This window comes from Paenibacillus sp. PSB04, assembly GCF_025809195.1.
Taxonomy (GTDB): Bacteria; Bacillota; Bacilli; order Paenibacillales; family Paenibacillaceae; genus Paenibacillus_AQ; species Paenibacillus_AQ favisporus.
The window spans coordinates 6,779,742-6,797,547 of record NZ_CP081301.1; the positions used below are offsets into that span (position 1 = coordinate 6,779,742).

At 53.0% G+C, this 17,806-nt stretch carries 15 protein-coding genes and 1 pseudogene; 7 read left to right on the plus strand and 9 right to left on the minus strand.

All coding sequences use genetic code 11. The features are described from left to right. Positions 1-78 precede the first annotated feature (78 nt). A complete protein-coding gene (locus K2F33_RS31105; RefSeq protein WP_263880480.1) occupies positions 79-912 on the minus strand; it encodes an SDR family oxidoreductase in 834 nt (277 codons plus the stop codon). A gap of 232 nt (positions 913-1,144) precedes the next feature. On the opposite strand from K2F33_RS31105, the gene K2F33_RS31110 reads away from it, so the two are divergent. Both K2F33_RS31110 and K2F33_RS31115 read left to right on the plus strand, forming a co-directional pair. Continuing rightward, a complete protein-coding gene (locus K2F33_RS31110) occupies positions 1,145-1,930 on the plus strand; it encodes a glucose-1-dehydrogenase (protein WP_145024710.1) in 786 nt (261 codons plus the stop codon). Between the two features lie 44 nt (positions 1,931-1,974). Further along, on the plus strand, positions 1,975-3,660 hold the full coding sequence (locus K2F33_RS31115) for a glycoside hydrolase family 13 protein (RefSeq protein WP_263880481.1): 1,686 nt from the start codon (positions 1,975-1,977) through the stop codon (positions 3,658-3,660). A 103-nt stretch (positions 3,661-3,763) separates the two neighbouring features. Here the strand turns inward: K2F33_RS31115 and K2F33_RS31120 are convergent, their stop codons facing one another. Beyond that, positions 3,764-4,642, minus strand: coding sequence for a sigma-70 family RNA polymerase sigma factor (locus K2F33_RS31120; RefSeq protein WP_263880482.1), 879 nt, complete (start codon positions 4,640-4,642; stop codon positions 3,764-3,766). Positions 4,643-4,854: 212 nt separating this feature from the next. On the opposite strand from K2F33_RS31120, the gene K2F33_RS31125 reads away from it, so the two are divergent. Then, complete coding sequence (locus K2F33_RS31125; RefSeq protein WP_076169152.1) at positions 4,855-5,280, plus strand: VOC family protein; 426 nt, start codon at positions 4,855-4,857, stop codon at positions 5,278-5,280. A 166-nt stretch (positions 5,281-5,446) separates the two neighbouring features. On the opposite strand, the gene K2F33_RS31130 is transcribed toward K2F33_RS31125, so the two are convergent. After that, entirely contained in the window at positions 5,447-6,019 is a 573-nt protein-coding gene (locus K2F33_RS31130; RefSeq protein ID WP_263880483.1) for a CBO0543 family protein, read from the minus strand. Between the two features lie 181 nt (positions 6,020-6,200). Between K2F33_RS31130 and K2F33_RS31135 the strand changes: the two genes are divergently transcribed. Beyond that, positions 6,201-6,986, plus strand: a complete 786-nt coding sequence (locus K2F33_RS31135) for a hypothetical protein (RefSeq protein WP_076169153.1) — start codon at positions 6,201-6,203, stop codon at positions 6,984-6,986. Continuing rightward, complete coding sequence (locus tag K2F33_RS31140) at positions 6,986-7,483, plus strand: YqgE/AlgH family protein (protein ID WP_318671690.1); 498 nt, start codon at positions 6,986-6,988, stop codon at positions 7,481-7,483. The genes K2F33_RS31135 and K2F33_RS31140 overlap by 1 nt, the downstream gene beginning before the upstream one ends. On the opposite strand, the gene K2F33_RS31145 is transcribed toward K2F33_RS31140, so the two are convergent. Then, the gene (locus tag K2F33_RS31145; RefSeq protein WP_263880484.1) at positions 7,478-8,407 is read right to left on the minus strand and encodes a phosphotransferase family protein; all 930 of its coding nucleotides are present in this window, start codon (positions 8,405-8,407) and stop codon (positions 7,478-7,480) included. The genes K2F33_RS31140 and K2F33_RS31145 overlap by 6 nt on opposite strands. A gap of 267 nt (positions 8,408-8,674) precedes the next feature. Between K2F33_RS31145 and K2F33_RS31150 the strand changes: the two genes are divergently transcribed. Continuing rightward, a complete protein-coding gene (locus K2F33_RS31150) occupies positions 8,675-10,222 on the plus strand; it encodes an MFS transporter (protein ID WP_263880485.1) in 1,548 nt (515 codons plus the stop codon). 70 nt (positions 10,223-10,292) lie between these two features. On the opposite strand, the gene K2F33_RS31155 is transcribed toward K2F33_RS31150, so the two are convergent. Both K2F33_RS31155 and K2F33_RS31160 read right to left on the minus strand, forming a co-directional pair. Continuing rightward, entirely contained in the window at positions 10,293-11,090 is a 798-nt protein-coding gene (locus K2F33_RS31155) for a TetR/AcrR family transcriptional regulator (RefSeq protein ID WP_263880486.1), read from the minus strand. 137 nt (positions 11,091-11,227) lie between these two features. Then, positions 11,228-12,034, minus strand: coding sequence for an AraC family transcriptional regulator (locus K2F33_RS31160; RefSeq protein WP_263880487.1), 807 nt, complete (start codon positions 12,032-12,034; stop codon positions 11,228-11,230). 252 nt (positions 12,035-12,286) lie between these two features. On the opposite strand from K2F33_RS31160, the gene K2F33_RS31165 reads away from it, so the two are divergent. Further along, positions 12,287-14,863 carry an Ig-like domain-containing protein gene (locus tag K2F33_RS31165; RefSeq protein WP_263880488.1) on the plus strand — a complete coding sequence of 859 codons (2,577 nt, stop codon included), beginning with the start codon at positions 12,287-12,289 and terminating at the stop codon, positions 14,861-14,863. Between the two features lie 92 nt (positions 14,864-14,955). Here the strand turns inward: K2F33_RS31165 and K2F33_RS31170 are convergent, their stop codons facing one another. From K2F33_RS31170 to K2F33_RS31180, 3 genes and pseudogenes are all read right to left on the minus strand, one after another. Next, positions 14,956-15,516 carry a sugar O-acetyltransferase gene (locus K2F33_RS31170; protein ID WP_263880489.1) on the minus strand — a complete coding sequence of 187 codons (561 nt, stop codon included), beginning with the start codon at positions 15,514-15,516 and terminating at the stop codon, positions 14,956-14,958. A 1-nt stretch (position 15,517) separates the two neighbouring features. Next, a pseudogene (locus tag K2F33_RS31175) lies at positions 15,518-16,751 on the minus strand (MFS transporter). Positions 16,752-16,762: 11 nt separating this feature from the next. After that, a complete protein-coding gene (locus K2F33_RS31180) occupies positions 16,763-17,794 on the minus strand; it encodes an ROK family protein (protein ID WP_076169160.1) in 1,032 nt (343 codons plus the stop codon). Positions 17,795-17,806 lie beyond the last annotated feature (12 nt).

Sequence of the window (17,806 nt, forward strand, 5' to 3'; positions counted from 1 at the left end):
CGCTTCGCATGACCAGATCATGAAAGAGCGGCTAACGAAGACTTATCGCCTACATTAGCCGCTATGTTCAAATGGAAATCAGTCAAAATCGGTTGAAAAAGCGAGATCCTTTTGCTGTTCCAATTCCGCCAGCCGCTCGGTAAGAGCTTTATGAATCGTCGAATAAGCGTCGCTGCCCAGCACGATTCTTTTAGGCGCCGGATTCTGGTCTACACTGTTGATCATCGCAGCAGCCATTTTGGCAGGGTCCCCTAGCGAGGGTGCCTTGGCTTCTTCGATAATCCGCCGCGCATGGATGGCCGGGGAGGCCTCATAAGCATCTATCTTTGGTGCCAGCGCGGAGCTTTGATACCGGAAGTTTGTCCTTGCACTGCCCGGCTCCACAATAGTGACGCCTATATTAAAAGGGGCAACTTCAGCCATGACGGATTCGGCAAACCCCTCAATTCCCCATTTGCTCGCATGGTACAAAGAACTTCCCGGGAAAGCGGACTGGCCGCCTACGGTCGACAGCTGGAGGATCCGCCCATAGCCTTGCTTCCGCAAGTGTGGAAGAGCCGCACGCACCACCTGGATGGATCCGATCAGGTTCGTTTCAAGCTGATGGCGTATCTGCTCATCTGTCAACTCCTCTGCCGCGCCGAAAAGGCCGTAACCCGCGTTGTTGACTACGACGTCAATGCTGCCTAGATCATGAAAAGCGTTGTTTACAACCCGGTGTATGGCGGGCGTATCGGTGACATCCAGCTTGGAAACCCATAATAGGTCGCCGTATTTTGCTTGCAAATCATTTACCGCCTCCATATTGCGAACCGTTCCCGCGACCCGTTCCCCGCGTTTCAAAAGCTGCTCCGTCATTTGACGTCCAAAGCCGCTGCTAATGCCGGTGATCAGCCAAGTACGATCATTCATTTCGAATCCTCTCCCACTCTCTTAGTATACGCCATTAGCTTTAATAACTAACTGGTTAGTTATAAATTACACCTATCGAACGATATTGTCAAATGGAAATGACTCATAGACTGATCCCGATACTATAATGCCGTTTCTTCGACGGAAGTTATGACCCCGCCCTGTTGAACCATGCCCGTTCCGGTTAAATACTATTGTAGTCATTTTGATGGGACGACAGGAGGGAATGATTATGTACAAGGATCTTGAAGGCAACACAGCCATTATTACCGGAGCTTCTTCCGGCATCGGACGGGCAATGGCGCTGAGGTTCGGTCGGGAAAAGATGAATGTGGTCATTAACTATCGCAGCGGGGAGCAGGAAGTGAATTCGATCATCCAGGAGATTGAACAAAGCGGCGGTCAAGCGATAGGCGTGTACGGCGATGTCACTCGTGAAGAGGATGTCAAAAAGCTGGTAGCCGCCGCGCATGAGCATTTCGGCTCGCTGGACGTCATGGTCAACAACGCGGGCATCGAAAACGAAGTCCCCTCGGAGGACTTGACGCTGGAGGACTGGCGCAAGGTGCTGGACGTGAATCTGACCGGAGCATTCCTCGGCTGCCGCGAGGCGATCGATTACATGCTGGAACACCGGATCAAAGGACGGATCATCAACGTTTCGAGCGTGCACGAGATGATTCCGTGGCCCCATTTCGTGCATTATGCTGCGAGCAAGGGCGGGATCAAAATGATGACGGAGACGCTGGCGCTGGAATTTGCGCCGAAGGGAATCCGCGTCAACAGCCTCGGTCCCGGCGCGATCGATACGCCGATCAATGCCGCCAAGTTTTCCGATCCCGCAGCCAAAGCAAGCGTTGAGGCGCTGATCCCGCTCGGGTATATCGGCAAGCCGGAAGAAATCGCGGCTGCAGCCGCCTGGCTGGCCTCCTCCGAATCCAGTTATGTTACGGGCATTACCCTGTTTGCGGATGGCGGGATGACCAAATACCCCGCTTTTCAAGGGGGACACGGTTAATTCCCGTACAACCCATTTCATGCACGGACAGGAGGAATGCGCACATGAACGAAACCTGGTGGAAAGAAGCCGCCGTGTACGAGATTTATCCCGTCAGCTTCATGGATACCAATGGAGATGGCAAAGGCGACCTTCGCGGAATCATTTCCAAGCTGGATTATTTAAAGGACCTCGGGATCGATGTCATTTGGATCTGCCCGATTTACGAGTCTCCCGGCAAAGACAACGGATATGACATCAGCGACTACTACGCGATCAATCCTGAATTCGGCACGATGGAGGATTTCGATGATTTGCTGCAAGAAGCCCATGCCAGAGGAATGAAAATCATGATGGACCTCGTGCTGAACCATACCTCCGACCAGCATCCCTGGTTTAAGGAATCGAAATCGTCGACCGACAACCCCAAGCGAAGCTTTTATATTTGGCGCAAAGGGGTCAACGGCCTGTACCCGAACAACTGGGAGTCCTATTTCAGCGGCTCGGTGTGGGAGATGGATCCGGAGACGGACGAATACTATATGCATCTGTATTCCAAGCATCAGCCGGATTTGAACTGGAGAAACGAAGAAATGGTACATGAATTGTACCAAATGATCCGGTGGTGGCTGGAAAAAGGCGTGGACGGCTTCCGCTTTGATGCCATCGCCCACATCGTAAAGGCGAAAGGACTGCCGGATGCCGACAATCCCCAGCATCTCCCTGTCGTGAGGGCGTACCAGCTATTTTCCAACCTGGAAAAAGTCCATTTTATGCTCAAAAAGCTGAACAAGGAAGTGCTGATGGACTACGACATCATGACCGTCGGCGAAACCTCGGGACTCGGCCCGGAGCAGGCTTTGGAGTATGTGGGAGACCAGCGCCATGAGCTGAACATGGTGTTTCAGTTCGAACATATGACGCTGGACTCCGCCTCAAACGGCACCGGTAAGTGGGAATCCCGAGCGTGGACGCTGCTGGAGCTCAAAAAAGTGATGAGCCGTTGGCAGACTACACTGCATAACCAGGGCTGGAATGCGAACTACCTCGGCAATCATGATCAGCCCAGAGCCGTCTCAAGGTTCGGCAATGACAAGCAGTACCGCGTCCAATCAGCAAAAATGCTGGCGACCTTCATGCTCACCCTGGAAGGGACGCCATACATTTACCAAGGCGAAGAAATCGGGATGACCAATGCAGCCTTTGACCAAATCGGCGACTACCGGGACGTGGAAACCTTGAATTACTATGAGCAGTCCCATCTTCAAGGCAAGCCGATCGACCAGACGATGCAGGCCATCCAGGCGAAGAGCCGGGATAACGCCCGCACCCCGATGCAGTGGGACGACGGACCTCAAGCCGGCTTTACGACCGGCGAACCTTGGATCAAGGTTAACCCCAATTATACGGATGTAAACGTGGCTTCGGCGATAAAGGACCCGGATTCCATTTATCATTACTACAAGCGGATGCTCTCCCTGCGTAAGACCCATAAAGCGTTGATCTACGGAGAGTACAAGCTGCTGCTTCCATTGGATCCGGATCTCTATGTTTACACCCGTACGCTGGAGCAAGATACCATCCTGGTCATCCTTAACTTTTTTGATGATACGCCGGTCATGGAATGGCCGAAAACGCTGCGGGGCATGTCGCGAGACCTGCTGATCAGCAATTACGATCTGCCGCCTGACGCGGATGGAGACCGCATTGAGCTGCGCCCCTATGAAGCCAGAGTATACCGGTTGTCCTGACCGGGGTTTGGGAACAAAAAAAGGCACCCGCTGCAAGCCTTACGGCTGCAAACGGTGCCTTTTCCTTGCTTCAATGATCTTTTCTCCGTGTTCTTTATACCCGTTAATCGTTCAACAAGGCCAGGTCAAGCTGGCTCAGGCGCGCCGGATCGGCAATCATTTCGATTTCGGTGATTCTATCATTCTTTACCGTAAATACGAGTACGAACAGGATTCGATCAAGCGGACCTATCACGGCGCCTACGGAACCGTTCACGAGCACAGGCTGGGCGCCTTGGGCACGGCCGGCGAATTGCTTGGCCGCAGCTTGCGAACCATGAACAACCGGCGCGTTTGCGGCCGGCGGAAATGCCGGATCGTTTCGTGTCACCACATTCGGGTCCAAGATAGAGAGAAGTTTCTCAAAATCTCCGGCGCGCGATGCAGCAAGGAATGCATCCACCAGCTCCCGTTTGCGCCTGAGTTCTTCTGCTATCGAAGCCGATTCATCCCCCTTCACCCGTTGACGTGCACGGCTGGCAAGCTTTCTGGCTGCCGCCTCATTTCTCCCCAGGATGGAAGCGATATCCGCGAAAGACATGCCGAAAATATCATGCAGCACGAACGCGATTCGTTCGGCGGGACTTAATTTTCCCAAGACCACAAGCATGGCATGCCCCACAGCGTCGGCCATCAGCGCTTCATACTCCGGGTCGCTTCCGTCACGGAAGTGGGTAACCGGCTCTGGTGCACGATCCATCGTCAGATCCTCTTGCCGTGATTTACGGGCTCGGAGCATATCCAAACAGACCCGCGAGACGATCGTCGTCATCCATCCCCCGATATTTTCCACGCTGCTCATATCCGAACGGCTAAGACGTATCCATGACTCCTGTACGGCGTCATCCGCCTCATTCTGTGATCCTAGTATTCGGTAAGCCACAAACTGAAGGTGATTCCGATGCGATTCGAATTGTTCTGCAAGCCCGTCGTGATCGTTCACGCTCCCCAACCCTTCCTTTTCCTTATTACTCATATGTCGTAAGAAATCTAACGGATGTGACCGAAATCGTAAAAAAATTGCAAAAATATTTTTTACCTTTAACGGTCACGTTTCCCTGCCGGTGAACGACATGGGTAGTGAAGGGAATCCCGCTGCCCAATAAAAGGTCCGTCGGTATCCCCGGTAAAAAACATGTACAGGAGATGATTGCTGTGAGCACGAGTTTAATCCCTTTTATTGAAATGAATGGTCAAGCAAATGAGGCTATCGATTTTTACGTCAAAGCGCTGGAAGCCAAGGTTGTCTATGCACAGCGGCTGGGCGATTTACCGGAAGATCCGGAGTCCCCGCTGCCGCCGGAGAAAAAAGACTGGATATCCTTTGCGGTCTTGGTCATCGGCGAATCGCAGCTCCAACTGTCCGACCTTGTTACCGGCAGCAGCTACCAGAAGGGCTCGCCAGTGACCATCGTTGTGCAAACCGATGACAAAGATCAGGCCGCACGATACTTTGACGCCTTGAAACAGGGCGGTCAAGTGAACACGCCGCTTGAAGCCAGCTTCTTCAGTCCCGCTTACGGCAATGTGACTGATCCATTCGGCATTACATTCCGGATTCTTGCCAAAGGACAACAGTAATCTACGCGCCACAGCTCCCCCCTTTTCACCAAGGAAGGTTTAAGTTAGGTTTCAGAAAGTGTATCGTATAACAAACCATAAAATAACGCATCGAATCCGCCTTCGATGCGTTATTCAATCTATCAATATTGTATCCTGGAATTAAAAGCGGGCTCAATGCCCTCTTTTAGTTCGCAGGTTTTTGTTGTGATCGGTTTGCCCTGGATAGCATGAACTCCAGCGACCACTTAACAAAACAGGCTTTAGCTATATATAGAGGGAACGAATAAATAGATTTCCAATGGTCCATGTCATAAATATCAATCCAGACAAAGAAAGGCTCTGCAATGAAGGCAGCCCCTAGGGCCAGTATGACGTTGGCAACAAAGAATGACTTCCAACTTCTGAAATACTGATAGATCAACATATGAATGACAGGCAATACGGAGTAATCAATCGGGCTTAAGCGAGGAATCAGCCTGAAGACTTGATGAGGGTAAGACCATAATCCGAGCTCACTTCCAATATCATCCAGAAGAACAATAACGATGGTTATTGCAAAACCGTAAAGTAAAATATCCTTCAGTCTTGATTTATCGACCACTTTCCACCAAATGATCCATGGCACAATCAACAGCACCAACAAAAACCACCATTGAATCGAGAACAGGTCATGGCGATAATAATACAGCTTTCTCATTTCAGTAAGTTTACGATCTACATCTTTGATTTCTTCAAAGGAAGGATATCGGTCTGACAAAAGTAATGCAGCTCCTTTTTGCACCATTCATCGTCTATGGATTGACCTTAAACTTCCCCAAACTTATTCCGCTAATTCCACGTGTTATTGATCGAATCGCATTAGATATCCCAAAGAAGAATAATCTTTCGCCAATTGACAAAAAATTCGATTACACTGTATTCCATTGGAGCGTTGAAAAGTGGATAACTTTAGAGCCAAATATAGAAATCGTTATTATCATGCCTTTGTCACGACGTTCGGCACCATCCAGCTTCACCAGCGTAATCCCCTGGTCGTAGCGTTATGGTCCGTAGCTTTTCCTGGATTCGGCCACATCTTATTACACAAATTCATTTCCGGCTTTGCATTGTTTTTTTGGGAATTTTATATCAACCAAAAGACTCAGCTGAATACGGCCATTGTGTATTCTTTTAACGGAGATATCGCCCACGCAAAGGCTGTATTAAATGAAAAGTACATATATCTCTATATCCCCGTTTATTTATTTGCCATATGGGACAGTTACCGGACCACAGTCGATATCAATAAGATTCACCTGCTGGCGAAAAGGGAAAATGCCAAATACCCGAATTTTTCGATGAGCCCCTTCGAGGTCAATTATCTGGACAAGAAAAAGCCATGGATTGCGTTAGTCTGGGCAATGACAATTCCAAGTCTTGGACAACTATATATTCATCGAATCTTAGCTGCTGTTCTGACGCTTGTTATGACTATGATGATTGTCATTCAGTCCAATATGATCGAAGCGCTGCATTACGTTTTGCTGGGAGACTTCCCGAAATCTAGAGAAGTGATTGGAGTTCAGTGGTTCCTTTACTTCCCCTCGGTCTATTTCTTTACCATGTATGATTCTTACACGAATGCTGTAGAGCTGACAAAACTGTTTGATTGGGAACAAGCCGATTATTTGAAAGAAAACTATCAGCCGCAAAATTTTGTACTGCATAAGGGAGAAAAAGTCTAATGGGAATCCAGTTTTTCTCTACATTTCAGCATTCACACTACGTTGAGCTGGCTATAAGCAAGCTTAAGGAAAACGATGTCGTCCAGATTTACGCTGTACCCCTGGATAATCGTTCGATGGATATGAAGTTGGTTGATACGATGCATGGTACGGACGGAACCTCGTTAATCGATATCGGGCTTATCCTAGCCATGATGGGCGGGACCATTGGGGTATCCAGAGGATTTGTTCTCCATTGGGGTCCGGTCTATTGGGGGCTAATTGGAGCGGCTGTGGGATTTGCTGTTGGCTTTGTTTACGATTTGATCAAAAACCTTGTGAAACGAAAAAAGATCCGAACGGTCAAGACCACAGCCGGTGAAGTGATATTGATCGTCCAATGCGCAGCGGAGCAAGCCCCGTTTGTTGAGCAGACGCTGTGGGGGAACAGGGCACTCGGAGTTGCCAAAACACAAATGCAAACAGCTCCATCCGAGCCCGTTACAACAGACTTATGATTTGTCCAGGCCCAGAAGGAAGTTGCGGGTATATGCGTAGGCGTCGGTCCATCCCATTTTGGCATAGAAGCGCAGTCCGTCCAGTCCTTTGAAGTAGTAAGCGCCTTTTAATCTCTCATTGAAATCGGGGATGACAATTCCGGCCTGCTCTTGATGGTTCTGATAAGCCTGTACGACGTTGTGCCCGTCCATGTGCCGGTCCAGAATGGCCAGATCCACAAGAAAGTCGCCGTAAGCGCAGTTGCAATCCAGAATTCCTGTAATCCGGCTGCCGTCAGACAAGATGTTCCACTGGTGAAAATCCCCATGTATAAAATAGCGGTACGGTTCGTTAAAGTGTGAATAAGCCGTTAACCGGCTGTAAATTTCATCGAATACCTCTTTCTCCAAACAGGAGGTATGGAATAAGGTGTACCAATTCTCCCAGAAGCTGCCCGTTTGGTCTTCCGCATAGACGGATTCCCAATAATCCTTCCAGGTTGGGAACGCACCGTCACCGCTCGCCCCGATCCAGCCGTATCCACGGGCTCCCCCCAGGTCAATATGGTTCAGGCGCGTCAAAATCCGAATAAGCTCCGGAAGCCGACGGCGCTGCTCCTCAGCCGAAAAATCCGCCAGATTGCGGCCTTCTATCTTTTCCAAAATGGAATATTCCAAATTCCCTGTTTTTCCATATCCGATACACCGGGGGAAAGGTATGCCCTGGCTGGACAGCAGATCCGATACGAAGATTTCCGACTGGTACGCCCCCTCCAGGTCGCTGAACTTGATCACGTATCCGTGACCTTCATGGTTAAAGGAAAAAACGCGGCTTAAGTTCCCCCCTTGCAGCGGCGTGATTTCTACCGCTCCAGCACCCAGATGCTCGCTGATCATCTCCTCGACCAAAGTGATGTCCACGATTGGTTTTTCGTATTCGGTCATGCCGTCCGCCTCCCTTTCACTTCCATATCGTTCGATCGGTTACCCGCGATTCCGGATTGAACCCATTATATCCCGGATTGTCTCATAGAAAAATGGGGCCGGGCAATAAAAATATGGTTTATCATGCGGCTCTTCAATGCTCCATAGAACTCCGCCCGTACCCGTGAAAAAATAAATTTCTTTTGTGTTGACCATATACTGTTTATATAATATACTGTTTTCAAAAGTTACTGTTTATACAATAAACAATAAGGAGAGGGATTTTAAATGAGCATTTCAACCCCCGCAGCGGCCAAATTGGCCGGCCGCAAAGAATGGATCGCGCTTTGCATCCTTTGTCTCCCGCTGATGGTCGTCTCGATGGACGTGTCCGTCCTGTTCTTCGCGGCACCGGCCATTGCCGCGGATCTACTGCCGACCGCCACCCAGCAATTATGGATTTTCGACGTTTACGGCTTCATCCTTGCCGGGCTGCTGCTGACGATGGGCGCCGTCGGCGACCGGATTGGACGGCGGCGACTGCTGATGATCGGTTCCGTCGGATTCGCCCTAAGCTCTTTGTTCGCAGCGTACGCCCAGTCGGCCGAAACGCTGATCCTGGCCCGCGGGATTCTGGGGATCGCCGGTTCGACCCTCATGCCGTCGACGCTGGCGCTCGTCCGCACGATGTTCCAGGACCCGGCGCAGCGGACGAAGGCGATGGCCATTTGGAGTGCCGTCATGGCGGGCGGCGTCACCGTCGGGCCGATTATCGGCGGCCTGCTTCTCGACTCATTCTCCTGGGGATCCGTGTTCCTCATCAATATCCCCGCCATGGTCCTGCTGCTCATCATCGCGCCGTTTTTGCTGCCAGAGTCCCGCAGCACGGCAAAAGTCAAAGTCGATGTATTCAGCTCGACGCTCGCGCTCGCCGCGATCCTTCCCGTGACTTACGGCGTGAAGACACTGGCGGAAGACGGCTGGGCGATCCTTCCCGCCGCACTGCTTGCCGCAGGCTTACTCATCGGCATCCTGTTCGTACGGCGCCAGTTGACCATCTCTAATCCGCTGCTCGATATCCGTGCGCTAATGGAGCGGCGGACCGGCGGTTCGATCCTCGTAAACTTTATCGCTACGTTTACTCTCATGGCCAGCTCGCTCATCAATACCCAGTTCCTCCAGTCGGTTCTTGGATACTCCCCGTTCGTCGCTTCCCTCTGGAGCGTGGCGCCTTCTGTGGTGGTCGGGGCAGCGGCACCGATTGCCGGTAAACTGTCGCAAATCTACGGAAGACCGCGCGTCATGGCCGGCGGCTTTCTCCTGTCGGCAGTCGGATTCGGCGTACTGACCCAGGTCCGCCTGGAAGGCTTCTCGCCGCTGACCGTGCTGCTCGTCGGCGCCGCCTTGGTCGCCGCGGGCATCGTATCCGTCATGACCCTCGTCACCGATTATGTCGTGGGCGTCGCTCCGGCCGACCGGGCGGGAGCCGTCGGCGGCCTCATTGAAACGTCCAACGAGCTCGGAGGCGCATTCGGCATCGCGCTCCTCGGCTGCGTCCTTGCGGCCATTTACCGCCACGCGGTCACCCCGTTCCTGCCCTCGGGACTTGCGCCGGATGCGGCCCAGGCAGCAGGGCAAACCATTGCTGGCGCATCGGCCGCCGCCCTGCATTTACCGGCGGATGCTGCGGCGCAGGTCATGAAGGCTTCCCGTGAAGCGTTTATCACCGCCATGCACGCCACCTGCCTGATCTCCGCCGTCATCCTGCTCCTGGCCACCGCAGTCACGCTCGTACTGCTTCGCGAACCGAAGAAGGCCGTCCACACCGCTGCGTAAGATCAGCGCAAATGAATAAAGGCTGCTTCCAAGGAATTATCCCTGGAAGCAGCCTTTTTTAGCGGCAGCTTTATTTGTGTTTGCCGCCGCTCATTTTCCGATTCAAATACTGTTCGATCCCGTCCAACATCCGCTCCAGCCCGAATTCCAAATCATCGCCTACCGTGTTTTCGGCCTCTTTCTCACCCGAATATACCCCGGACATAACGATCGGGTACAGGTTCGGATATAGTTCAGGCTTGACCAGCGTCTGAAGCGCCACCGAATAATTGATTCCGCTGAACTCCTCCTCGCTCGAACCCGCCTGAACGGCCCGGTCGATGTCGCGCTGGAGCATCCCGCAATGACGGGCATAGCCGCTCAGCAAAAGAACGATCGACATTTTCTCGAAATCGTCCAGTGGCATGTCCCGCAGCGGCCGGAGCGCCCAATCGACGATCCGTAAATTGTTAGGCGTGATCGGAATGCCAAGGATCGGAATATCCCCATACCATGGATGTTTCCGAAAAATAGCGACCGTTCCGAGTACATACTCACGCATACTCTCCCGCCATTCATGCTGGGGACGCTCAGGAGTCAGCGGAATATCGCATGCCGCATCCTGCATGAGGATGAGCAGGTCGTCTTTGCTCGGGATGTAGCGGTAGAGGGACATCGCCGTGAAGCCGAGCGCCGACGCGATCCGGTTCATCGAAACGGCGGCGAGTCCGTCCTGGTCCGCGATTTCAATCGCCTTCGACACGATCTGGTCGATGCTCATCTCACGCTTGGGCCCCCGCTGCGGAGGCTTCACCAGTCCCCAGCTCAGCGCTGCGCCGGCAGGAAGCATCTTCGCCGCTTCTTCCGGTGTCACTTCTTCATTACTCATCAGATCTACCCCCTAGTCGTCCTAAGCCATTATGCGCTCAAAAAATGTTTATACTATAAACAGTATATCACATTTTACTGCATTTTAAAAAGTCACGGGAGTCATTCCCCCATACTTCTGTCCCCCGCCTTTTTCACTCACCGAGCCGATTCGTTCTTAGGCATGCCCTCCAGGAGGCTTCGGCGAAATTCGTTCGGGGTCATGCCGTATTCCTTTTTGAAGACGCGGTAAAACGAACGCAAGCTGTTGAAGCCGGAGTCAAACGCAATCTCGGTGACCGGATCGGCGGTGGACAGCAGCAGCATGTGGGCGTAGGCCGCCCGCTGGCCGTTGATATAATCGCGGAACGAGACGTGAAACTGCTCGGAGAAAATTCGCGAAATGAGGAACTTGCTGATCCCGAGTTCTTTGGAAAGCGTGTCCAAGTTGATGGCCTCCAGAAAATGAAGGTCGATATAAGCAAGGATCTTTTGGAAGAGATCCATATCTTTCGTATAATCCACCCTTTTCAGGGACATCAGCGGCAGCACATGCCCTAATAATACCGAAAGGTACGCCTTAAGCAATCGGCAATCGCCAGGTTCGCGATACAGCTTGTACAAGCTGGCCAGGATGCCTGATACGACCGGATGTTTGTGGACGACCGGGTGGTCCGGAACATAATGAAGCAAATCTCCTGTGTAATCCCCCGGAAATGAAGCGTCAAAGAAGATCAGCAGGATTTGGCTGTGGTCAATCGTTTGATAGCCGTGCGGCTGATTAGGGAAAATAATCGCCATGTCCCCTTCGGAGAGGACGTACTCTTGTTGATCGATGTGGACACGGATGTCGCCGGACAGGACCATGGCAATTTCGACGTTTTTATGCAGATGCAGAGGATAGGTATTGTTGGTGGAAATGAATAAATGAAACTGCGGGTCCCTGTGCTGGTATTTGATTTTCATTGCGATCCCCCGTTTCGGTCTGATGTGAACCCTGGCAGCCAAGCTTGGTTTGTTATGAAAAAGATAATATGGATGTCTGTATCAGCACAAGCACCGGGTGCAACTTCTGGCACAAAAAAATTCGTTTTTGGCAGGTAAAAGCAGCCTAAAAGATTTAAAGTAAGAGCAGTAAGCGGCTCCATGGAGCGGAGAACGCAGCATTCCGCCGGGCTTCCTGCTCCATAGGCCGTTGAAGGGAGGAAGTGTGATCGAATGACAAATCGAACAGTAAGGGGTGCATTTATGTTACACGGCAAGCGGATGAAACAGAAGAAAAAAGGATTGAAAAGCATGGCTGTTGTGTTGAGTATTATGGTAGCGTTTCCATTTGCGGGAATGCCGCATTCCGGTTCGGTTTCGGCCCAGTCGGCGGATGAGCAGAAGTTTGCGGGCGCATCGATTCCCGCTTTTCCGGGCGCGGAAGGCGGCGGGGTTTATACGAGCGGCGGCCGCGGGGGCGACGTTTATATCGTCACCACCCTGGAGGATTACGGCGCCAACGAAAAGGCGGTCCCGGGATCGCTTCGCTATGGGATTATGTCCACGCCGAAAGAAGGCCGCACGATTGTTTTTAACGTATCCGGAACGATCGAGCTGGAAAGCTCCCTGCTGTTCAAAAACATTAAAAACCTGACCATCGCCGGGCAAACCGCGCCGGGCAACGGCATTACCCTTGCAGGTTGGGACACCAACATCAGCAACTCGGAGAACATTATCCTCCGGTACCTCTCCTTCCGGCCGGGGGCGACCAACGTGTACAACGGCAGCGATTCGATGGATGCGCTCTGGGGCAGGGACAACAACGATTTTATCATTGACCACTGCTCCTTCAGCTGGAATACGGATGAAACGCTGTCGCTGTACAGGGGCGAAAACGGCACCGTCCAATGGTCCCTCATTTCGGAGAGCCTCACCCTGTCCGGGCATTCCAAAGGCAGACACGGCTACGGCGGCATCGCCGGCGGAGACAAAACGACGTTCCATCACAATCTGTATGCCAGCCATACTTCCCGGAACCCAAGGCTCGGCGGCGGGTATGCCGGCGCGGCGGATGCCGATCACGTGGCGGTCGTGCAGCTCTCCAACAATGTGATCTATAACTGGGGCTTTAATGGCACCTATGGTGGAGGGTTCACCTTTACGAATTATATGAACAATATCGAAATCGCCGGTCCAGGCACAAGGGATAATGTAACCGGCCGGGTCATCGATGCGGGCGAATCCAAAAAGCTTGGCGGCTTCTACATCGCCGGGAACCGGATCAACGGCAAGCAGACGGGATGGCTCGACGGATCGTCCCCATTGGTGAAAAGCTCCGGTGACGCCAGCGGAGACCAGTCGACGTCTTTTGCGTCCAAACCGTATCTCTCTGCGGACAGCACGGGCGTCAATCACGGGGTGACCAATCCGGCGTTTGACGATTACGTGCAGCATGGCGTGGAAAAAGCGAACGAGCCGCTGCTGAAGGCCATTTTGCAGAAAGCGGGTGCGACCTACCCGCGGCGTGACGCCATCGACGCAAGAATCGTCGCGGAAGTGGAGCAGGGCCTCGGCAGGTACATCAACACCGAAAATGAGGTTGGCGGTTATGTTTCCCCATTCGGTGTGATCGAGGAGCAGCGCGGCGCCGATTTTGATACGAATCGGAACGGAATCGACGACCAATGGGAAAAGAAAAACAACATCTGGGGCATTCAAGATGCCTATAAGACGGTAACCGGCACGGGCTACACCTGGCTTGAGCTGTACCTCAACAGCCTGGCCGACATGGACCATGCAGCCGAAAATCCGGATGCTACGCTTGCGGCGCCGGCGAACAATTTGCAGTTTGCTCTGGGAGAGGACATTGAGATCAACGTCAAAGCCTCCTCCAAATTCGGCAATAAAATCAACAATGTGGCCGTATACAACGGATCGCAGTACCTTGGAGAAGCGGTGAAAAAAGGCGGCGCCTATGTGTACACCATCAAGGGCCTTCAGGATGCTTCCTACAATATTTCCGCCAGAGTGACGGACACGGACGGAAATGCGACCCAAACGACCGCAGCCACGATCCATGTCAACGCGGCTCCGCGCTCGCTGGCTGATGCAGGCTGGGAATCGGCCGATATCGGCCGCCCGGATATTAAAGGGACCGGAAGTCTGACGGACGGCGTAATCACCGTTAAAGGCAACGGCAAGCTGGGAACGAGCGAAGGAAGCACCGAGCAGTCGCCGGAAAACGATGCTGCGAAAGACGATTTTCATTTTGTATATAAGGAAATGACCGGAGACATGGAATTCACCGCGAAGCTGGAAGCCATCGGAGCCGTTGACAATCATGCCTTTACCGGACTGATGATCCGTGATGATTTGCAGGATAACAGCGCCACTGCAGCCCTTGGATTATCCTGGGTGAAGCTGTCCAAAGAAACAAGCTGGTCGGCTTATCTGACGGGTAGATATCAGCAGGGCTCAGGCTTTGATCCTTTGACCGAAACATTGGACAGCGCATCCAGCGCGCAGGAAGCCGGTATTCAGCTGGTTCCCGACATTCCGTTCAAAATCGGCGGCGTCGAGCAGGGCTACTGGCTTAAGCTCGGCCGTAATGGCAACACCTTCTACGCCTACGGATCGACGGACGGCAAGGAATGGAAGCCGATCGGTCAGAGAACCATCGCGATGCAGGATTCGGTCTATGTCGGTTTTGCCGTGGACAGCAACGATGTGGCCAATGCGATCGAGCAATTAAACTTTGCCAAATTCTCGAATGTGAAACTCGAGGATCACTTTGCTCCCATAAGCAACTAAGCTATGGGCGTCCCTCTGAGATAACCCTTTTTCCGGTATGTAAAAATCGCCCGGCGGCCGTTTCCGCTCGGGCGATTCTTTTTTATTACAACTTAGGCTTCGATCGTTTTAATGATTTTCGCCGGGTTGCCTCCCACGATCATGTTGTCCGGAACATCCTTGGTCACGACCGCTCCGGAAGCGATGACGACGTTGTTGCCGATCGTTACGCCCGGATTGATGACCGCCCTCCCGCCGACCCATACATTGTCACCGATCGTTACGGGTTTGCCGTATTCAGGCCCCTTGATCCTTTCGTACGGATCCACCGGATGAGTCGCGGTATAGACGTGAACCCCGGGCCCAAACAAGCAGTTGTCCCCGATCCTCACTTCGCACACATCCAGGATGGTACAGTCAAAGTTGGCGTAGAAATGTTCACCGACGTGAATATTGTAGCCATAGTCAAAGCGGATGTTAGGCTCCATCGCCAGGAAGTTCCCGGTTGAACCGAGCAGCTCCTTCAGGATTTTCAGCCGCAATGCTTCATCGGTTTCGGTCGTCTGGTTGTACATGCGGGTCATTTGCCGGGCATATGCCCGCTCCCGCGTCAATTCTGGGTCGGCAGCGACGTACAATTCGCCATCCAGCATCTTTTGTTTTTCTGTTTTCATCTTAGGAGTGAAGTCCCCTCTCATCTTGATGTAATGTTTGATGCAGCTGCACGGGCTTGGCTGCTCTAGACAGAGAACCTGCGATCCCAATGCCGATCAGCACTGCGATCAGTGCGTGCAATAACCCGAAATGCTCTCCAAGGAACCCCAGCGCAGGCGGGCCCACCAGGAAAGCGATGTAGCCTGTGGTCGCCACGGCTCCGACTCTTGCGGCAGCGCCTTGAGGATCGTCCCCCGCCGCCTGATAGTCCGACCGGAAAACCAAGGGAAGCTCCAAGTCCCCACAGGACAACGCCTATGGAGGCCACAACGTCATTCGGACCCCAGATCACCAGCGATAACCCCAAAATGGCCGCCACGGCGCATCCGGATAATACCGGCACCCGGCCATAACGGTCCAGAACCCATCCGCCCGTAAACCGTCCCAGCGTCATCGCCGCAACGAACAATCCGTAAATAAATGAACCTGTCAGCGAGCTCACCCCGTAGCCATCCACCATGGTGAGCGGCAGCCAGTCATTGGCGGAACCCTCGGCAAACGCCATGCCCAAAACGATGATTCCAATCAGCAAGGTGCGCCTCTCCGTCCACATCCTTAACTGCTGCTGAATCGCCGATCCTTTAGGTGCTCCAGCACCCGCCGGTTCCTTCCCAGACTCCTCAGGCAGGTAACGCCAGCTATAGAGCACAGCTGCCGCCATAATTAAGGCGAGGATCGTGAAATGGACCATCACCTGAAGATGGATGGCGACCGCGGCGGCGCCGAGTGCTGCGCCCACAAGCGTCCCCACACTGAAAAAGCCGTGAAACGCCGGTAAGAGCGTCCGGTTCAACGCCTTTTCCGCGGCTGAGCCCTCCACATTGAGAGCAACCTCCGCCGTACCATAGCCGCCGCCGAAAATAATCAGGCCGATAATAACTACGGGTACCGAAGCCAGCGACGTGCCGATTCCCGCAACGATGAAGCCAACCACAATCAGCAAAGAGCTGATGAGGATGACAAATCTTGCGCCTTTCCGGGCTACGATCGAACCTGACGTAAGCAGACCGAACAAAGAGCCGGCGGCAATCGCAAATATAATCATCCCCATCCCGGAGGTGGAGACTTGAAGCGTGTCCCGAACGTCAGGCGTGCGGGAGACCCATGACGCAAAGGATAGACCCGGCAGGGCAAACAGCAGAAACAGAATATTCCGGACCGTTCCCGGATGCGGTTTACTTTTCACAGATGTCATTGGGCTGACCCTCACCTCCGCTTCTCTACCAACTGCAGGGAATAAGCCAGGCTTTCCAACGTCATGGTCGTCAGCCCGTACATGTAGTCCTCATCCGGATGCTCCAGCAGCGCCAGCTGCGGCATATGCATCTCCGGGATATACTTCAGGCATTCCTGGCGGATCAGATGGATATCATCTGCCTGTACCAGACTTCCCGTCAGAGCGATCGTCTCCGGGTTCATGACTGCAATCAGGCTGGACACCGCATGCGCAGCCAGGGAATGAAAGGTCTCCCGGTCGTGCAGCTGCCGCAGCTGCTCCGCCTGCGAAATACCATACGGTAAGAAGGCGATCTCACCGGCAAAGCGGGTATTCCCCCGATGAATATGCCCATCGACGATTAGCCCGGCACCCGGCAAGCTCCCTTCGAGAAACGTCGCAACCGCAATCGACTTCTCGCTGTCATATTCCTGCTTCCGGTAAAAGCCGTACACGGTCGAGTTCATGTCGTTCTCCAGAATGACCTCGATCCCGTGCTTGTCGCGAATGATCGCCTCCAGCGGGGCATGAATCAGTTCAGGTATATCGCTGACATTGATCACGCCCTGATAAACCGCACCCGGGACACCGATCCCAACCGCCCGGATTTGCGGGTATTGGGAGATGAGCCCGTCGATCAGTTTCTCAATCGCTGCTACATCGATCCGGCCCGCTTCCTGCTGCCCCTCCTCTACCGCTTCACCGGCCAGATTAGCAACCCTGTACGTGAGGGAGTGCACCTTCACGCCGGCCCGGATGATCACGCAGGCGATATAAGCATAGTTCACATTATATTGATACAGTCTGGCCGGACGGCCGCCGCTCGATTCCTCTCGATCCAGCTCGAGCAGTTCACCGGTCTCCAGCATTTCGTTCAGAATGCTGCCGCAGGTCGCCACGCTTAATCCGGTCATTTGTGCCACCATCGACTTGGTACCCTGCTTCATCGATTTGAGCGCTTGCCGCACGAGCTCCTGATTCATCTTTTTGACTCGCATCGTATTGTGCGTCACGGGATTCATTGCCGCCACCCT